Genomic DNA, 17,140 nt, shown 5'->3' with positions numbered 1-17,140 from the left:
ACTTCAACTTTAAAACCACGGCTGAAACACGCTGTAAAATATTGGTCAACTGGATAAGGTTTATCCAATAAATTCGGCGCGGAAAGTGGTAAAAAACGCAGTCCTCAGAGTAAAAAGAACGGCGTTTATCTGTCAGGCGTTGTCTGGCAAATAGGCGATGGCACGGACAGGGAAGCCGGGTGCACCGGCGAAATTAGGGTAGCTGACGTGAATATAAGCGCCGGTAGACGGTAACTGATGCAGGTTATTCAGTACCTCGACCTGCCAGGCATTTTGGTTCAGCACGAAGAACTCGCCGATAAGTCCGTTGTTGCGACGGAAATCAGCGGCGGAATCCGTATCCAGCGTCTCATGCCCGACCGCGCTAATGCCGCGCGCTTCAAACAGGAACGTCAGCGCCTCAAGCGACCACCCCGGCGTATGGCTGTTGCCTTCTTCATCTTTATTGGCGAAGGCGTCAATATCAGGCCAGCGCGTGCTCCAGCCGCTGGCAAACGCGACAAAGCTGCCTGACGGAATTTCCCCATGTTCGCGTTCAAATGTCAGAATGTCATCAACCGACAGGCGGTAATCGGGATCGTGTGCGACGGCGTCTTGTTTGTGGAGCACCACCAGCGGCAGCAACAGCTCTTTATTATCAATGCGATCCAGATAGCGCTTACCCGCGACAAAATGCCCCGGCGCATCAATATGCGTCCCCGTCTGCGTCGCAAACGTCACCGCCTGCGCATAAAATCCGTGATCTTCGACGTTGAATAAGGTCTTGCGCTGCAACACGCCTTCAAATGCGCTAAAAATAGGAATCGACTCCGTCACCGTATGTGTGAGGTCGACCCATTTCTTCTTCTGTAGTTCGGCAATAATCTGGTCTAGCGTCATCGGCATGCTCCTTTTTTATTGTGATACCACACATCCATGGATACGCGGCAGGCCACCTAGAATTGTCGAAAATGACGATAAAGACTAAGACAGGGTTTTTATAAGTTATATAACCCCGTCATACCTCAAGTCGCATCGTGACGATTACACTGTTTCCAGCCGAGCATAAGCGGCGACCAGCCATTTAATGCCCTGCCCTTGAAACGCGACCTGAAGGCGGGCGTGATCGCCGCTGCCTTCCAAATTCACGATCGTGCCTTCGCCGAATTTCGCATGGCGGACCCGCTGCCCTAATTTGTAGCCGCTGTCGTTTTGCGTCATCGGTGTGCCAAGGCGCTGGTGATTGACCGGACGGGAGACGCTGGCGCGCAACCGTACTTCTTCAACACACTCTTCAGGCAGTTCGCCGACGAATCGGGAAGGTCGGTGATTCACTTCTTTGCCGTATAAACGGCGGGATTCCGCGTAGGTTATCGTCAGTTTTTCCATCGCACGTGTGACGCCGACATAAGCCAGACGACGCTCTTCTTCCAGACGCCCGCCTTCATCCAGCGACATCTGGCTAGGGAACATACCTTCTTCCATACCGACGATAAAGACCTGCGGGAACTCCAGCCCTTTCGCCGAGTGCAGCGTCATGAGCTGCACTGCGTCCTGATTGGCATCCGCCTGACCTTCGCCTGCTTCCAGTGCGGCATGCGACAGGAAGGCCTGAAGCGGCATCAAATCCTGATCTTCTTCCTGATAGCTGAACTGGCGCGTAGCCGTCACCAGTTCTTCCAGGTTTTCTACTCGTGCCTGCCCTTTCTCGCCTTTTTCCTGCTCGTACATGCTCCACAGGCCGGAATCTTTAATCGCCCGGTCGGTTTGAATATGCAGCGGCAGCTCAGAGGTTTCATAGGCCAACGCATCGATCAGTTCGATAAAGCGCTGAAGCGATGCCGCCGCCCGTCCAGCCAGCACTTTCTCCTGCAATAGCGCCCGCGTGGATTGCCACAGCGTCAGCTGACGATCGCGCGCCGTCTGGCGCACCACGTCCAGAGTACGATCACCGATGCCGCGCGTCGGCGTATTCACCACACGTTCGAACGCCGCATCATCGTTACGATTAGAGATCAGGCGCAGATAAGACAGCGCATCTTTAATTTCCTGACGTTCGAAGAAGCGCATTCCGCCATAGATGCGGTACGGCATACTCTGCTGCAACAGCGCCTCTTCCAGCACACGCGACTGCGCGTTGCTCCGATACAGAATGGCGTTATCACTCAGCGCCCCGCCATTTTCCTGCCAGGCTTTAATCCGGTTGACGACGTAACGTGCCTCATCCAGTTCGTTGAACGCGCAATACAGCGAAATGGGTTCACCTTCTGCGCCATCGGTCCACAGATTCTTGCCGAGTCGCCCGCCGTTGTGGGCAATCAGCGCATTCGCCGCTTTCAGGATATTGCTGGTCGAGCGATAGTTCTGCTCCAGCCGGATCGTTTCTGCGCCGGCGAAATCTTTCAGGAACAGCTGAATATTTTCGACCTGCGCCCCGCGCCAGCCGTAAATCGACTGATCGTCATCCCCAACAATCATCACCTTGGCGCTGTCGCCCGCCAGCATATGGATCCAAGCGTACTGAATGCGGTTAGTATCCTGAAATTCGTCCACCAGAATATTGGTAAAACGTTCGCGATAGTGGTTCAGCACATGCGGCTTGTTCAGCCACAATTCGTGTGCGCGCAGCAGCAGTTCGGCGAAATCCACCAGCCCAGCGCGATCGCACGCTTCCTGATAGGCCTGATACACGCGTTGCCACGTTTGTTCGATAGGGTTGCCGTAGCTTTCAATGTGCTGCGGGCGCAGGCCTTCATCTTTCTTACCGTTGATGAACCACATCGCCTGACGCGGCGGCCACTGTTTCTCATCCAGATTGAGCGCCCGAATCAGGCGCTTCAGCAGACGCAGCTGATCTTCGCTGTCCAGAATCTGGAAATCCTGCGGCAGATTGGCATCCATATGGTGCGCACGCAGCAGGCGGTGTGCCAGCCCGTGGAAAGTGCCAATCCACATGCCGCCCTGGCTGGTGCCGATCAGGTGGTCGATACGGTGGCGCATCTCCGCCGCCGCTTTGTTGGTGAACGTCACCGCCATGATGGAGTACGGCGAACAGTTTTCGACGGACAAAAGCCAGGCAATACGATGAACCAGAACCCGCGTTTTGCCGCTGCCTGCGCCCGCCAGCACCAATAAATTGCTGCGCGGCGCGGCTACCGCGTCACGCTGTTTGTCGTTGAGGCCATCGAGCAGTTCAGAAACGTCCATAGGTACGGGTTATCCGGTGGCGGGAAACGCCACATAAGCAAGGCATTTCCACTGGTGATTTATACAGATTAATGCCGTGATTATAGCAATGCCGACAGCGATGCCAACCGCGAAATTTCAATATGCGGCAGCAGTCGGGCATCACCAATCTGCGTCAGGCAGCCTTCACGCAGGTTAATCCAGCAGGCCTGCATACCGCAGCGGATCGACCCCGCGACATCGGTCGTGAGATCGTCACCGACGTGCAGGATCTCATGCACAGGCAGGTTGAGCTTTTGCGCCGCCAGATGGTACATGTCATCAAACGGCTTGGCACGGCCGTGCGGGCCAGCGCGCAGGATGAAAGAAAAATAGCGATCGAGGCCGAATCGGTGCGGCTCAGCGTTACCGTTGGTGATGGCAGCCAGCGGTACTTTCTCGGCTAACGCTGCTAACGTCTGGTGCGTCTCTTCGGTAATCGTAATCTGGCTGCGCCAGTGGGCAAAGTTTTCCATTGCCGCTTTTGCGCCATCCTTAGCCTCTGCCGCACTCAGGCCGCGCTCTAACATCGCCAGTTCAGCCGCACGGCGACGCCATTCAGTCACGTCGTGATAAATGTCCGGTTCGCGCTCAAGCAAAGTCTGGCGTAAGTTCTGAAAATCATCCGCCTGAAAATCACGAAGCGCCGGATGGTACTGTTGTAGAAAGTGGATTGACTCTTGCCCCGTGCGCCGAATGACGTCCGCGTTATCGTACAGCGTGTCGTCCAGATCGAACGTGATTGCCCGGATCGGGCCAAGAGGTCGGTAAAAATGCATCAGGGTTTCCCTCGTTTGGCGCGTGGATGCGCGGCATCGTACACGGAGGCTAAATGTTGAAAATCAAGATGGGTGTAAATCTGCGTAGTGGTCAGGTTAGCGTGGCCAAGCAACTCTTGTACCGCCCGTAAATCACCACTGGATTCCAGCATGTGCGTCGCAAAGGAGTGACGCAGTTTATGCGGATGAACATGGCTATTGACGCCCTGCTTAACTCCCCATTCGGCAAAACGCTTCTGCACGTTACGCATCGAAATGCGTCGCCCCTGATTGGAGATAAACACGGCATCATCCTGCGGGCCAAACAGCTCACGCAGTGCCAGCCAGCGTTCCAGCCAGGTTACCGCCGTTTTTCCTATCGGCAACTTGCGCTCTTTACTGCCTTTCCCCATGACCCAGACTTCACCGCTGGCTAAATCTATATGCTGATAATCCATACCAACCAGCTCCGCCAGTCGCAGCCCCGCGCCGTACATCACTTCCAGCATCGTGCGGTCGCGCACCGCAAGGGGATCGTCCCAATCGATCTCCAGCAGCCGATTCACCTCATCCACATCCATATTCTTCGGTAATGGCCGTCCGGCTCGCGGCGTGGATACGCCTTTAGCGGGGTTCGCCGTCAGCACACCGCGTGACACCATCCAGTCGAGAAAGCTGCGCAATGCCGATAAACGTAGCGCCAGACTGCTGGAATGTAGCCCATCGCGCTTACTGCGGGACACCACGGAACGCACACCTGAAGCATCCAGCTTGCGCCAGTCAGCCACACCCGCCGCGGAGAGTATCGTGATAACCGCAGACAGTTGATGTAAATAGCTGGTCTGCGTCAGCGGGCTTAGCTGACGCTCTACTTTCAGGTAACGCAGGAACGCATCAACATCAGCTTGTAACGGCGAAGAGGAAGGAGCCTCCGATGGCGCAGGCTGCTGGCTCATACCCGCTCAACCCAGCGCGCCAGCATCGCCGGCAGCATCATGGCCATTTGCTGAAGCAGCACGGTTCCCATGCCATCCTGATAATGGTGGCTGTCGCGGCTGCTGAAAATCAGCACGCCCAAATCGTGATGATTTCCCATCAGCGATAGCGCGACCGACCCAACCTGCCTGGCCTGCGGCAGCAGGAGCAGCAGCTCCGGCCCGTTCAGACTGCCAAGATAATGGTTACTTTGTCCGAAGCGCTGAATGCGCAGCGGCTCAAAGGTGGAGCGGTTTAGCCCAAGATGGGTAAAACCAGAAGGCGCGCCAAGGCGCCATTTATCGCTGAACAGACGAACCGTTGCACCCGCCAGACCAAGCTGACGCGCCCAGCGCTGCAAACGATCCAACATGTCCGTCAGGCTGTCCGCCGACGCCAATTCAGTTTGTAACCCAAGCAGGCGATTGAACAGCACTTCGTTCGCCCCCGCCTGCTCCATCAACAGCGTGATCTCTTCCTCAAGCTGAGTAATGTGGTTACGCTGACGTGCCAGTTGCCATTCTACCAGCGACACGGTTCCCCTGACGGGATGAGGAATGCGCATCTGCTCGACGGGACGCGCATTGCGGATAAAAAAATCAGGATTCTGTTGCAGGAACTGCAAAACCATCTCGTCACTGAGTGCGATCTCGCGCTCTGCCTGTTCCTCGACATTCTTCATAAATGAATAAATCCATCGTAGACATGCGTTGCAGGCCCGGTCATGAATAACGGATGTCCCGGCCCATCCCACTGGATATCCAACTCCCCGCCCGGCAGAGATACGCGAACGTTCGCGGACAATAATCCCTGCTGGATCCCTACCGCCACGGCAGCACACGCGCCGCTACCGCACGCCTGTGTTTCTCCCGCACCACGTTCGTACACCCGCAAACGGACAGTGTGGCTATCAACAATTTGCATAAAACCGATGTTGGCACGCTCGGGAAAACGCTCGTGGCTTTCCAGCAGCGGCCCCAGCGTTTCCACCTTCGCCGTGTCCACATCCTCAACCTGAATCACACAGTGCGGGTTGCCCATCGACACCACGCCACACAGCACCGTGTGCTCGTCGGCACGCATGATGTAGGTTTTCTCCGCTTTGACCGCGCGGAAAGGCACCTGTTGCGGCTCGAAATTAGGTTCGCCCATGTTGACGCGCACCAGTTCGTCATCGGTCACCGACAACACCATCCGGCCGGTCTGCGTACTGACAGCGATATCACGCTTGTTGGTCAACCCTTTCAGGCGAACAAAGCGAGCAAAGCAGCGCGCGCCATTGCCGCACTGCGCCACTTCGCTGCCATCCGCGTTAAAAATGCGGTAATGAAAATCCAGTTCAGGATCGTAGGGTGGCTCGACAACCAGCAGTTGGTCAAACCCTACACCACAGTGTCGATCCGCCAAACGGCGAATCAATTCGGGTGAAAAATAAACGTTTTGCGTAACGGCATCAACAACCATGAAATCGTTGCCTAACCCGTGCATCTTAGCGAACTGCATTATCCTGACTCCCCCGCTTGCTTAACCGGGCGCGTGACCTGTTATTGATTACTGTCGTCACGCATTAAGGACGCATTGACGTTTTCTTTTGCGGCGGCTGGTTCTCATTTTGCTGAGTCGTTGACGCACCGGATTTGCCATCGGTAGGCATATAAAGCGGACCTTTCAGACCACAACCGAATAAACTCACTACTGATAACACCAGAAAAAACTGGCGAAACACGTTTTTCATCACGTTAAGACCTGTCATTAATACTCGTATGCTCTCTATAATCGCAGGTGGATCATGAAAATCAATAGGAATCGAAAATGAACGATAGCGAGTTCCACCAATTAGCCGACGAACTCATGCTTCAGTTGGAAGAAACGCTGGATCGGTTTGAGGGTGATGCCGACATCGATTACGAAACCAACGGCGGCGTGATGACGCTGAGTTTTGAAAATGGCAGCAAAATCGTGATTAATCGGCAGGAGCCACTACACCAAATCTGGCTGGCGACCAAAGCAGGCGGTTACCATTTCAACCTTCAGGAAGAACGTTGGGTATGCGCTCGCAGCGGTGAAGATTTTATCGCGCTGCTGTCAGCAGCCTGCTCGGATCAGGCCGGGGAAACCGTTCACTTCGGGTAACTGCCTTTTCAACGGGCCCGCGGCGCGCCACACATCAGCGCCGTCCCAGAATTATCAGCCCCAGAACCAGCAACAACAGCATGCCGATACCTACCATATTGACCATCGGCCAGCCGCTGGTCAGCGCCATCAGGCTGCCAGCAGACAGCGAAGCCAGCGCGTTAGGCACGTAAATCACCAGCGAGTTAATCCCCTGCAAACGCGATTTATGCACTGAATGGGTAAACGCGTTCAGCATGAATGTCCCGCCGTTGAACATAAACGCCCACCCGATGCCGAACAGCATCAGCGCAAACAGGAAGTGCCAGAACGTCAAACCGCTCAGCGCGACCGCCACCCCGACGACGTTACACACCATGCCAATCATCACGACCTGAATCGGCGTCAGTCGTTTTGCCAACAGCACTAACAGCAGCGCAGGCGCATACATGGCCACAAAATGCCATTGCAAAACCGTCGCGCTGTGGCCGACGGAAAAGTGGTGCTGGTGCATCGCCAGCGGCACGGAGTTCATCAATAGCGTCATCACCACAAACCCAACGGAACAGCTTACCGTTCCCAACACAAATGCCCGGCTTTTCAGAATCGCCGCCAGCGGTTCACTACGCTGGGCAGTGGGCGTGGCAACGGACATCGGAGGAAGTTTCAGGCCAAGCAACAGCAGAGACGTGACAACACAGATGCAGCCCGCTGCGATAAAGCTGCCGAGAAACGGATACGACGCCCAGAGCTGAGAAGACTGGCTCGCCGCGAACGGGCCGAGAAAACCGCCCAGGATACCGCCGCTGATCACCCACGAAATGGCACGATTTTTCTGCTGATTATCAGTAAATATCTCAGCCGCGGCGAAGCGATAATACTGATTGAAGGCGCAGGACATCCCCAGCACAAACGTCGAAAACACAAAGAGGGAGAAGCTGTGTAGCAGAATCGCCAGCGCCGCCAAAAGCGCGCCCGCCAGCCCGATCAGCGTGCCGATGATGAACGCATTGCGCCTGCCATATTTTGTCATCAGCGACGAAACGGTATAGATCATCAGCGCCGCACCGCATACCGTCGCGGTAATCGGTAGCGTGGTCAACAGCGGAACGGGCGTCATCGATACGCCAACCAGCGTAGAACATAGCGTCATCAGGGAAATAATACTGCCGGTCAGCCCTTGTCCGAGCGCCAGCAGTATCAGGTTTCGGCGTTGCAACGAATCCATCAATACGTCCCTTTCTGAATACGCTGAAAGCCGGAGATCAGAGAGTTATAAAATCTGTAACCGCTGCTTCATCGTCATCACCTCATCATCCACCACAGGCGTAATGCACAGATGAGAAAGGGCGCTGCTGCGGAACGGGATCACCTGCGTGCGGCCGTCCAGCTGTACGATTTGGTAGAACTGCGGCAGGTTGAAATTGATAAAGCTGGAACCGTAGGTAAAGCGATCGTGCGAAGACGAATAGAAGCGGCTGACATCACGCACCAGCTCTTCTTTACTGCCTTCACAATGGTGATACACCTCAACGCGATTCGACTCATCCAGAATATAGATATTAAAGCCCTGATTTTCTGTCAGATCTTCAAAGAAGAACTGGATGATCCCTTCGCTGGCGACGCCATCGACCACTGGCGGTAAATGCACGTGGTTGGTTTCAACCTGAACCGGCTGGCCTTGCAGTTTGTTGTTGGAAATCGCGCCATAAAACTCGACCGCATTTTCCAGCTTCTGCACCGATACACTCAGCCGCTCGAAGAACAAACCCCAAGTTTGCCCTGCCACTTTCACCGCTTTAAAGCGCCCTGGCTCCTGCTGACGCGTACTGGTCAAGCGCAGCTCAATGCATTCGGACACCAGCTGCTGCACACGGGTACGAATCAGCCCGCGCAGGTGCTGGCTGTAGCAGAAGACTTCCAGCGATTCCGGCAGCGCCGCATCCTGATGCATTTTGCCCAGAATGGTTTTCAGCGCTTCCAACACCGCCTGCTCGCCGCTGAAATGCAGCGTACGCACTTCATTCCACGAGTTGCGATACAGCAGGTCGATACTACCGACCAGACACTGCTGCTGCTGGCCGAAGCTAAAGACATCCAGATGACGGAAATCGAAATGCACCACCTGATTGCGGAAGGCCGCCGTCGGATCGTGTTCCAGATTGACGATAATCGCCAGATGACGAATTTCACACGGGCTGTACAGCGCCTTCGGCGTAGGGGCAGGCAGACGCAGCGGGAAGTGGCTGGCTACGTCGTCCACCAGCGCTTGCAGGCGCGTGATGTCGCACAGTTCGTTGCCTTTAATGTACAGACGCGTGCTTGGTGTCAGCAGGCCATTAAAATATGCCCATGCCACCAGCTTGTTCAGATAGCGGTTATATTCCAGTGGCTGATGGCTGACGATCGCATCCATCGACGGTGCCTGATTGTACAGGTACCAGCCCGAACGGTTCGCACGACCCGTAGGAACATAGATAAAGGTTAAATTCGGCTCCGACAAATCGGGCGAAATTTGTGGGTTCAGCAGGGTAACTTTACCCGGCAGCGCTTCAAACGCAGCGTACAGTTTACGGGTCAACACACCGATATCCTGCGGGCTGGCGCTGACGCTCAGGTTATTGCGGCGGGCGAAACGAATCAGGTTGCGATAGGTCTGCATCATCGCATCCAACAGCTCGTTATGTGCTTCGCGTACCTGTTCGATTTTCCAGTTAGCGCGGTTATCCAGCATGGCCAGATGGTCGTCGCTCCAGCCCCATTCTTGCACCAGCTGGCTCAGTATCTGGCGACGCCAGCCGACGCAGGCTTTTTCTCTGGAGAGCTTTTCGCACACTTTTAAGTAGAAACACCGACGCGCCAGATCCAGACGCGTGGGATCGTTGATCGCCGTCAGATAGTGCGTCACGCGATCCAGCATCATGCAGTAAGGATCAAGACCGAAAGAGACGATCTCGCCGTCATGCAGGCGTTTTTTTATTTCTTTCGACAGCAGGCTGGTATCCGGGTATTCCCAGGAATAGGCTTCCAACAGCAGCGTTTTCAGTACGGCTTTATAAGGGGAATCGATACTTTTATAGAGCTGCCAGAGACTCGCGCCGAAATACTCTTCCGCCGACAGCGTGCTCAAGCCGCCTAAATCCATCCACTCGTTCGGTGCCAACGCGCCCTGCGAGTACAGCGACAGCACATATTCGTCGTAGTGAGATTCTTCCTCGACCGGCACCATATTCCACAGAATACGTTTACCCGCCATACGCACGGCGGTACGGTAGAATTCATCGAGTAATAGAATGTGCTGCATGGTGCCGCAGTCTTCACCGCTCAGGCTACCGCTTTCATTGTGGCGGAAACGGCTTTCATCCATCAGGAAGAAGCTGACCTCAGCGCCCTGCGCCGCAGCCCACTGCTCAAGCAGCGTACATTTCTTCTGTAGGAGTTGGCGTTCTTCGCTATCCAGCCAGGATTGGTGGCACACCCAGATATCGAGATCGGAGCTACAGCTCTGCCCGATAGACGAGGTGCTTCCCATGGAATAGATGCCCGTGATCGGCAGTTCACCCTGTGGATGAGAACAGTCAAACGGACCCCAGCGCAACGCGATGCCATCAAGGTACTGTTGCTGCTTTTCATCAGGCGTGTGAGTGCAGATACCGTGAGGCACCTTGCCTTCAAGGTAGCCTGGCATCAACGGGTGATGATGATGTAATAAAATGGGCAGAAGACTGTAAACCTGCTGAAAAGCGGGTTTCATTGCTCCCAGAGCACGGTCAACACGCAGTTGGTTGATCGCATCCAGTCTTTGCTTCAAAGTCTCGATGTAGAAGTACAAGACGTTTCGCCTGATTTATCCCAGTGCCTAGAAAAACCCCGTGTTCCAAATCCGCATGATGAAATTAGAAGAATGTTTAGCGAATTATTGCTGGAAACGTGATCAATTTAACACCTTGCTGATTGGGCGTAAAGAAAGTAAAGAAAGTTAGACTTACCTATCTTGCTTTATTACGAATTTACCTACCCAACTGCATCAGCACGGCTTCTTTACTCGACTTGCAGCACCCGAATTTCAGACCGTTTTAAAAGGCGCGCCGCTAATGCCCACAACCTGACACCAACGCACCATCAATGATACGATGGCGGAAAATGATAAAAACGGTATCAAGCATGTTAGCCAATATTATTAGAATTGCCACCCGACAAAGCCCGCTCGCCCTATGGCAAGCACGATATGTTCAGCAGTGTTTAAACCACCTCTACCCGGATTTACACGTGGAGCTGGTGCCGATGGTAACCCGCGGTGACATCATCCTGGATACGCCACTGGCAAAGGTCGGCGGTAAAGGATTGTTTGTTAAAGAACTGGAATTGGCGCTGCTTGAAGGGCGCGCTGATATCGCCGTCCACTCCATGAAAGATGTGCCCGTCGAATTCCCAGACGGCCTCGGCCTGACCACCATTTGCGAACGCGACGACCCGCGCGACGCTTTTGTTTCCAATCATTACGACAGCCTCGATCAATTACCAGAAGGCAGCTGTGTCGGCACCTCTAGCCTGCGCCGCCAGTGCCAGCTACGCGCGCGACGTCCCGATTTGGTGATTCGTGATTTGCGCGGCAATGTCGGTACCCGCCTGTCAAAACTGGATAACGGTGACTATGACGCCATTATTCTTGCTGTCGCCGGCCTGAAACGCCTCGGCCTTGAAGAACGCATCCGCTGTGCGTTAAGCCCAGAAGAATCTCTGCCTGCCGTCGGACAAGGCGCTATCGGCATCGAATGCCGTTTGGATGACGAACATGTCCGCCAACTCCTCGCCCCGCTCAATCACGCCGCTACCGCTGCCCGCGTATGGGCTGAACGCGCCATGAATGTACGCCTTGAAGGCGGCTGTCAGGTGCCGATTGGCAGCTATGCTGAACTGGAAGGCGACACGCTGTGGCTGCGTGCGCTGGTTGGCGCGCCAGACGGTAGCCAAATGATCGTCGGTGAACGTAAAGGAAGCGTCTCCGATGCCGAACAACTCGGCATTGCACTGGCTGAAGAGCTGTTAGCAAAAGGGGCCTGCGCCATCCTTCAAGCCGTTTATCAAGGATCAAGCTCATCATGACAATTCTGGTTACCCGTCCGTCACCAACTGGCGAACAACTGGTGACCCGTTTAAGAAAGCTCGGCTATAACGCCTGGCACAGCCCGCTGATCGAGTTTTCACCCGGACGAGAACTCGCCAGCCTGCCTTCACTATTACAGGCACTGAGCGCCGACGATTTGGTGTTTGCGCTCTCACAACACGCCATTCATTACGCCGATCCGATGCTGGCACGCACAGGCATCAGCTGGCCTGCCCATCTCGCTTATTACGCTATCGGCCGTACCACCGCGCTGGCGCTACATAAAATCAGCGCACACCCGGTAACGTATCCGCCTGAGCGCGAAACCAGCGAAACGCTCCTGCAACTTCCTGACCTGCAAGATGTTTCCGGTAAACGCGCGCTATTGCTGCGCGGCAACGGCGGCAGGGAACTGCTGGGAGAAACGCTAACCGAACGCGGCGCACAGGTGACCTACTGTGAATGTTATCAGCGCAGAGACGTTCACTATGACGGGCTAGAGCAAAGCCGCCATTGGCAACAAATAGGCATCGACAAACTGGTGATCACCAGCGGAGAAATGCTACAACGGATCTATACTTTAGTACCTGATTACTATCGGGCTTCCTGGTTACTCGGCTGCCAGCTGATCGTCGTCAGCGAACGGCTAGCAGAACAGGCTCGTCAGCTCGGCTGGCGTGATACCCGAGTGGCTGATAACGCCGATAACGATGCGCTCGTGCGCGCACTACAATAAACCTGATCATGGGATGTACCATTATGACGGAACACAATACCCCCACAGCTCCATCCGACGAGGTTGCTGAACGGGTTGAACCCGCGCATCAGCAACAGGATCCTGCACCGCAGCCCAAACGTAGCGGTGCCGTGCTCGGGGCGATCGCGATTGTGATTGCGCTGGCAATAGGCGCGGGCTTGTATTACCACGGCCACCAGCAGGCGCAGAAAGAAACCGCTGCGCTGCAACGTCTGGAAACGCAGTTAAACGCATTGCAGCAGCAGCATAAGCAAGAGCAACAGCAGTGGCTGGACGCTCAACAGCAGCAAAGCAAAGTACAAGACACGGCCGCACAGCGTCTTGAGGCGCTAACGCGTCAGTCGGACGAGCTGCGCGATAAGCTGGCGGCGCTTTCTAGCCATGACACCAATACCTGGTTGATCGCTCAGGCAGATTTTCTGGTGAAACTGGCAGGACGTAAGCTGTGGAGCGACAAAGACGTCACCACCGCAGGCGCATTGCTGAAAAGCGCGGACGCTAGCCTGGCGGAAATGAACGATCCCAGCCTGATAGAAATCCGCCGCGCGCTGACCAACGATATCGGTGCACTGGCAGGCGTGAGTCAGGTCGATTTTGACGGCATCATCCTGAAAGTAAATCAGCTCACCGATCAGCTGGATAACTTACAGCTCGCCGACAACAACACTGATGAAGCGCCGATGGACGCCAACAGCACAGAGCTGTCTGCCTCCTTAAGTGAGTGGCGGCAAAATCTAAGCAAGAGCTGGCACAATTTCTTGGCTGATTTTATCACCATTCGCCGCCGCGACAGTGCTGCCGAACCGCTGCTGGCACCGAATCAGGATGTGTATCTGCGCGAGAATATCCGCTCACGTCTGCTGGTTGCCGCACAGGCCATTCCTCGCCACCAGAATGAAGTGTACAAACAGTCGCTGGAAACGGCAGCAACCTGGGTTCGCGCCTACTTTGATACCACCGACCCCACGACGCAGGCCTTTTTAGATCAGCTCGATGCCTTAAGCCAGCAGTCGGTTTCACTGGATGTCCCAACGGAGCTACAAAGTCAGGCGCTGTTGGAAAAACTGATGCAAACGCGCGTTCGTAACCTACTGGCTCAGGCGCCAGCCACACAGCAAGGGGAATGAGCATGCTAAAAGTCTTATTGCTGTTCCTGATCCTGATCGCCGGCATCGTGATCGGCCCGATCGTCGCGGGTCACCAAGGCTACGTCCTGATCCAAACGGATAACTACGACATTCAAACCAGCGTGACCGGTCTGGTCATTATGCTGGTACTGTTCTTTCTCGCCTTTTTGGCGGTGGAATGGGTGCTCCGCCGGATCTTTCGTACCGGATCCCGCACGCGCGGCTGGTTCCTCGGCCGCAAACGCACCCGTGCCAGAAAACAGACCAAAGCCGCACTGCTCAAGCTGGCCGAGGGCGATTATTTACAGGTAGAGAAGCTACTGACGCGCAATGCCGATCATGCCGAGCAGCCCGTGGTTAACTACCTGCTGGCAGCCGAAGCCGCTCAGCAGCGCGGTGACGAGTTCCGTACCAAGCAATATCTGGAGCGTGCCGCCGAGGTTGCAGATACCGATCAGCTTCCGGTAGATATTACGCGCGTGCGTATTCAGCTTGCGCGTAATGAAGATCATGCCGCACGTCACGGCGTGGACAAACTGCTGGAGGTTGCGCCCCGCCATCCTGAGGTGCTGCGTTTAGCGGAGCAGGCTTTCCTGCGTACTCACGCCTACAGCGCACTGCTGGATATTCTGCCTGCGATGCGCAAGATTAATCTGTACCCTGAAGAACGTTTGCTGGATCTACAGCAGCAGGCGTATATCGGCCTGATGAATCAGGCAATGGCGGATGGTGGTAGCGAAGGGTTGAAATCATGGTGGAATAATCAGAGCCGCAAAGTACGCCATGAGATCCCGCTTCAGGTCGCGATGGTTGAGCATTTGATCGAGTGTGACGATCATGATACCGCTCAGAAGATCATTCTCGACGGTCTCAAACGCCAGTATGACGAACGTTTGATCCTGCTGATGCCACGCCTTAAAGCCGGAAACCCAGAACAGCTGGAAAAAGTGCTGCACCAGTACATCAAGCAGCAAGGCGCTACTGCGCTGTTGAGCAGTACGTTAGGTCAGTTGCTGATGAAACACGGCGAATGGCAGCAGGCCAGCGATGCTTTCCGCACCGCACTGGAATTACGCCCGGACGCTTATGATTATGCCTGGCGTGCCGATGCGCTAGATCGGTTGCATCTGCCGGATGAAGCGGCCCAAATGCGGCGCGAAGGGCTGTTACTCACGCTACAGCAGCCTGCCAGCTAATCACTACGTTATCCCTTTCATAAGGCTCCTTTTTGGAGTAATGCCAGTCAGTTAAGCAACTGACTGGCTGTTTTTCTTCGCTTTTCGATATTTATAAGGCCTTTCTTTCACCACTCTCGGGAAGGTTCTTTCTCTTCTTATCGGCAGCTTCACCATCTGTCCCATACTCTCCAGATCTCGCAGTAGTTCAGGGATACGACCCGGCGATGCACCCTGAAGCGTCATCAACATCCTCATGACCAGCCCGCAGGATTCTGAGAAGCTCAGCTGATTTGGCCAGTAACCTTTCAGTTGACTGGCCATTTTAATCATCTGATATCTCACGAGATTATACGCCAGCAGCACACCCCATAACTCCTGCTCCACAAGTTCCGGTTTTTTGCTTCTCAGTGTCAGTCTGCTCAGTTGCATTGTCTGTTTGATTTCACGGTAACCCAACTCGATTTCCCAACGGTGACTGTAAAGCTCAACCATTTCACCTCCCGGATAACGCATGCCATCAGTCATCGAAGTCAGTAACTGATAGATTTTTCCTTTACGGCTATAGGTCAGTAATCGGGCTGTCACTTCTGTACTCAGTCCCGGCCATTTTTTGCGGGATTGTGGCGTAGTTTTCAACTGTACCAGATGATCGCCTTTTCCCAGTTTCCGGGCCTCCTCGTAACGGGTACCTTTCTTAAGCGGTATCATCCAGTGTCGGTGTTCTCCCGCACGCTTCTTAAGCATTCAGCAACCCTAATGAGTAATACCCTTTATCGAGCAGCGTCAGCGTATTATCTGCGGTCTGGTCTATCAGTTGCTCAGTAAGGGTATATTCGCTGTCTTTCATCGTACCGAAGGCTGCTGCGGTTATCAGATGGCTGGTCAGCTCCATCTGACAGACCATTTTGACCTGCGGGTAGGTAAGGTTGGCCGCAGTAAGTCTGGCGCGGGAAGGCGGTATCATTTTCAGGTGTTTCCTGTGTGCGCCAGACGACGCCATCCATCGCCAGTAACGTCAATCCACACCAGTGGGGATGCGCCACAGCGTTGTGCCACAAGTGAGCGGTGTGCGTGAACACCCGTCGAACGGCGTCACTTCCGAGCCGCTGTCAGTATGGATAACCGCGCTGGGAGCAACAAAGGGACGGTTACCGGGCAGCATAATATCCAGCCGATTGACAATCTGATGAAGCGGCTCCTTACGTTCAAGCGCCATGCCGACAACGCACCAGACCATCATTTCGAGAGGAAGACGGCGTTTACGCAGGGTGACCACGCCGGACTCAGCAAGGCAACGGGCAATAAGTTCTGGGTCAAGAAAGTCGCCAAGAGAAGTCAAAGGATTACGGGTCGAATCGTAACGTGAAACGAGGTCGATGGCCTGAGAGATACGCATAAAAAATCCGGAAATGAAGAACACTTCCGGATTCTTACACAGCTATTGGATCGTTCAACTGATCCTTAACTGATCAGCATTACTCCTTTTTGGAGCCTTATTCTTTTGTATGGCCCGTCCTGAATAGTCCAACAGAAGGCGGTTACCGGACATTTTCCTCAGACGAAAAAAAACACTTACCGATAAACGGTAAGCGTTGAAAATATCAGGTCTGTCAGACAACAGAATGGTGCCTCACTCAACGTTATGTCCGGAAGGCCCGATGGAGATTTGCATCTTCATCTGGAGTTGGACGATAGGCACCTCAAATTGGCTCTGCGTCATTCCCAGGATTATGAAGCCGAAGCAAGCATAGAAGGTGGAATGAGCATCTACCCGCTTATTTAAGCACAAATTATGCCAACATGCATAATTTTATTATCACCAACTCATTAAATCGCGATAACCAGCTAATAATAAATAATATTTTTATTTATCGACTGGGAGAAGACCTAAGACACGTTAGCCGGCAAAAACGAGATCGCGC

The 17,140-nt window shown here is 54.3% G+C and carries 14 protein-coding genes and 1 pseudogene; 5 read left to right on the top strand and 10 right to left on the bottom strand.

Going from position 1 to position 17,140, the window contains the following annotated elements:
- Positions 1-132: 132 nt before the first annotated feature.
- From LOZ86_RS02435 to lptM, 7 genes are all read right to left on the bottom strand, one after another.
- On the bottom strand, positions 133-879 hold the full coding sequence (locus LOZ86_RS02435) for a cyclase family protein (protein WP_039486720.1): 747 nt from the start codon (positions 877-879) through the stop codon (positions 133-135).
- Positions 880-1,023: 144 nt separating this feature from the next.
- Entirely contained in the window at positions 1,024-3,186 is a 2,163-nt protein-coding gene (gene uvrD / locus LOZ86_RS02430) for a DNA helicase II (RefSeq protein ID WP_039486719.1), read from the bottom strand.
- Between the two features lie 80 nt (positions 3,187-3,266).
- Positions 3,267-3,983, bottom strand: a complete 717-nt coding sequence (gene yigB, locus LOZ86_RS02425; protein WP_039486718.1) for a 5-amino-6-(5-phospho-D-ribitylamino)uracil phosphatase YigB — start codon at positions 3,981-3,983, stop codon at positions 3,267-3,269.
- Positions 3,983-4,918: a tyrosine recombinase XerC gene (xerC, locus tag LOZ86_RS02420; RefSeq protein ID WP_039486716.1), complete on the bottom strand. Its 936-nt coding sequence runs from the start codon at positions 4,916-4,918 to the stop codon at positions 3,983-3,985. The genes yigB and xerC overlap by 1 nt, the downstream gene beginning before the upstream one ends.
- On the bottom strand, positions 4,915-5,619 hold the full coding sequence (locus LOZ86_RS02415) for a DUF484 domain-containing protein (protein ID WP_039486715.1): 705 nt from the start codon (positions 5,617-5,619) through the stop codon (positions 4,915-4,917). Before LOZ86_RS02415 ends, xerC begins: the two co-directional genes overlap by 4 nt.
- Complete coding sequence (gene dapF / locus LOZ86_RS02410) at positions 5,616-6,440, bottom strand: diaminopimelate epimerase (RefSeq protein WP_039277685.1); 825 nt, start codon at positions 6,438-6,440, stop codon at positions 5,616-5,618. The genes LOZ86_RS02415 and dapF overlap by 4 nt, the downstream gene beginning before the upstream one ends.
- A 64-nt stretch (positions 6,441-6,504) precedes the next feature.
- Positions 6,505-6,690 carry an LPS translocon maturation chaperone LptM gene (gene lptM / locus LOZ86_RS02405; protein WP_039486713.1) on the bottom strand — a complete coding sequence of 62 codons (186 nt, stop codon included), beginning with the start codon at positions 6,688-6,690 and terminating at the stop codon, positions 6,505-6,507.
- Between the two features lie 59 nt (positions 6,691-6,749).
- Here lptM and cyaY point away from each other — a divergent pair, with 59 nt between their 5' ends.
- Positions 6,750-7,070, top strand: a complete 321-nt coding sequence (gene cyaY, locus LOZ86_RS02400) for an iron donor protein CyaY (protein WP_039486710.1) — start codon at positions 6,750-6,752, stop codon at positions 7,068-7,070.
- A gap of 34 nt (positions 7,071-7,104) precedes the next feature.
- Here cyaY and LOZ86_RS02395 read toward each other — a convergent pair whose 3' ends face one another.
- Together LOZ86_RS02395 and LOZ86_RS02390 are read right to left on the bottom strand one after the other, a co-directional pair.
- Positions 7,105-8,277 carry an MFS transporter gene (locus LOZ86_RS02395; RefSeq protein WP_111778518.1) on the bottom strand — a complete coding sequence of 391 codons (1,173 nt, stop codon included), beginning with the start codon at positions 8,275-8,277 and terminating at the stop codon, positions 7,105-7,107.
- A gap of 45 nt (positions 8,278-8,322) precedes the next feature.
- Entirely contained in the window at positions 8,323-10,881 is a 2,559-nt protein-coding gene (locus tag LOZ86_RS02390) for a class I adenylate cyclase (RefSeq protein ID WP_111778519.1), read from the bottom strand.
- A gap of 332 nt (positions 10,882-11,213) precedes the next feature.
- Between LOZ86_RS02390 and hemC the strand changes: the two genes are divergently transcribed.
- The 4 genes from hemC to hemY are packed head-to-tail and all read left to right on the top strand — an operon-like array spanning position 11,214 to position 15,236.
- On the top strand, positions 11,214-12,155 hold the full coding sequence (gene hemC / locus LOZ86_RS02385) for a hydroxymethylbilane synthase (RefSeq protein WP_039486707.1): 942 nt from the start codon (positions 11,214-11,216) through the stop codon (positions 12,153-12,155).
- On the top strand, positions 12,152-12,892 hold the full coding sequence (hemD, locus tag LOZ86_RS02380; RefSeq protein ID WP_039486706.1) for a uroporphyrinogen-III synthase: 741 nt from the start codon (positions 12,152-12,154) through the stop codon (positions 12,890-12,892). The genes hemC and hemD overlap by 4 nt, the downstream gene beginning before the upstream one ends.
- 23 nt (positions 12,893-12,915) lie before the next feature.
- Entirely contained in the window at positions 12,916-14,040 is a 1,125-nt protein-coding gene (gene hemX / locus LOZ86_RS02375) for a uroporphyrinogen-III C-methyltransferase (RefSeq protein ID WP_039486705.1), read from the top strand.
- 2 nt (positions 14,041-14,042) lie between these two features.
- Positions 14,043-15,236: a protoheme IX biogenesis protein HemY gene (gene hemY / locus LOZ86_RS02370; RefSeq protein ID WP_039486704.1), complete on the top strand. Its 1,194-nt coding sequence runs from the start codon at positions 14,043-14,045 to the stop codon at positions 15,234-15,236.
- A gap of 51 nt (positions 15,237-15,287) precedes the next feature.
- Here the strand turns inward: hemY and LOZ86_RS02365 are convergent.
- Positions 15,288-16,614: pseudogene (locus LOZ86_RS02365) on the bottom strand (IS4 family transposase).
- Between the last annotated feature and the right edge of the window lie 526 nt (positions 16,615-17,140).

It is taken from the genome of Pectobacterium parvum (assembly GCF_020971565.1).
Taxonomy (GTDB): domain Bacteria; phylum Pseudomonadota; class Gammaproteobacteria; order Enterobacterales; family Enterobacteriaceae; genus Pectobacterium; species Pectobacterium polare.
This window is presented reverse-complemented; position numbering and strand designations above follow the sequence as displayed.

What these genes read in the sequence shown, in the direction of transcription:
- LOZ86_RS02435 (WP_039486720.1), bottom strand. Translation starts at nt 879, where the DNA reads ATGACGCTAGACCAGATTATTGCCGAACTACAGAAGAAGAAATGGGTC.
- uvrD (WP_039486719.1), bottom strand. Translation starts at nt 3,186, where the DNA reads ATGGACGTTTCTGAACTGCTCGATGGCCTCAACGACAAACAGCGTGAC.
- yigB (WP_039486718.1), bottom strand. Translation starts at nt 3,983, where the DNA reads ATGCATTTTTACCGACCTCTTGGCCCGATCCGGGCAATCACGTTCGAT.
- xerC (WP_039486716.1), bottom strand. Translation starts at nt 4,918, where the DNA reads ATGAGCCAGCAGCCTGCGCCATCGGAGGCTCCTTCCTCTTCGCCGTTA.
- LOZ86_RS02415 (WP_039486715.1), bottom strand. Translation starts at nt 5,619, where the DNA reads ATGAAGAATGTCGAGGAACAGGCAGAGCGCGAGATCGCACTCAGTGAC.
- dapF (WP_039277685.1), bottom strand. Translation starts at nt 6,440, where the DNA reads ATGCAGTTCGCTAAGATGCACGGGTTAGGCAACGATTTCATGGTTGTT.
- lptM (WP_039486713.1), bottom strand. Translation starts at nt 6,690, where the DNA reads ATGACAGGTCTTAACGTGATGAAAAACGTGTTTCGCCAGTTTTTTCTG.
- cyaY (WP_039486710.1), top strand. Translation starts at nt 6,750, where the DNA reads ATGAACGATAGCGAGTTCCACCAATTAGCCGACGAACTCATGCTTCAG.
- LOZ86_RS02395 (WP_111778518.1), bottom strand. Translation starts at nt 8,277, where the DNA reads ATGGATTCGTTGCAACGCCGAAACCTGATACTGCTGGCGCTCGGACAA.
- hemC (WP_039486707.1), top strand. Translation starts at nt 11,214, where the DNA reads ATGTTAGCCAATATTATTAGAATTGCCACCCGACAAAGCCCGCTCGCC.
- hemD (WP_039486706.1), top strand. Translation starts at nt 12,152, where the DNA reads ATGACAATTCTGGTTACCCGTCCGTCACCAACTGGCGAACAACTGGTG.
- hemX (WP_039486705.1), top strand. Translation starts at nt 12,916, where the DNA reads ATGACGGAACACAATACCCCCACAGCTCCATCCGACGAGGTTGCTGAA.
- hemY (WP_039486704.1), top strand. Translation starts at nt 14,043, where the DNA reads ATGCTAAAAGTCTTATTGCTGTTCCTGATCCTGATCGCCGGCATCGTG.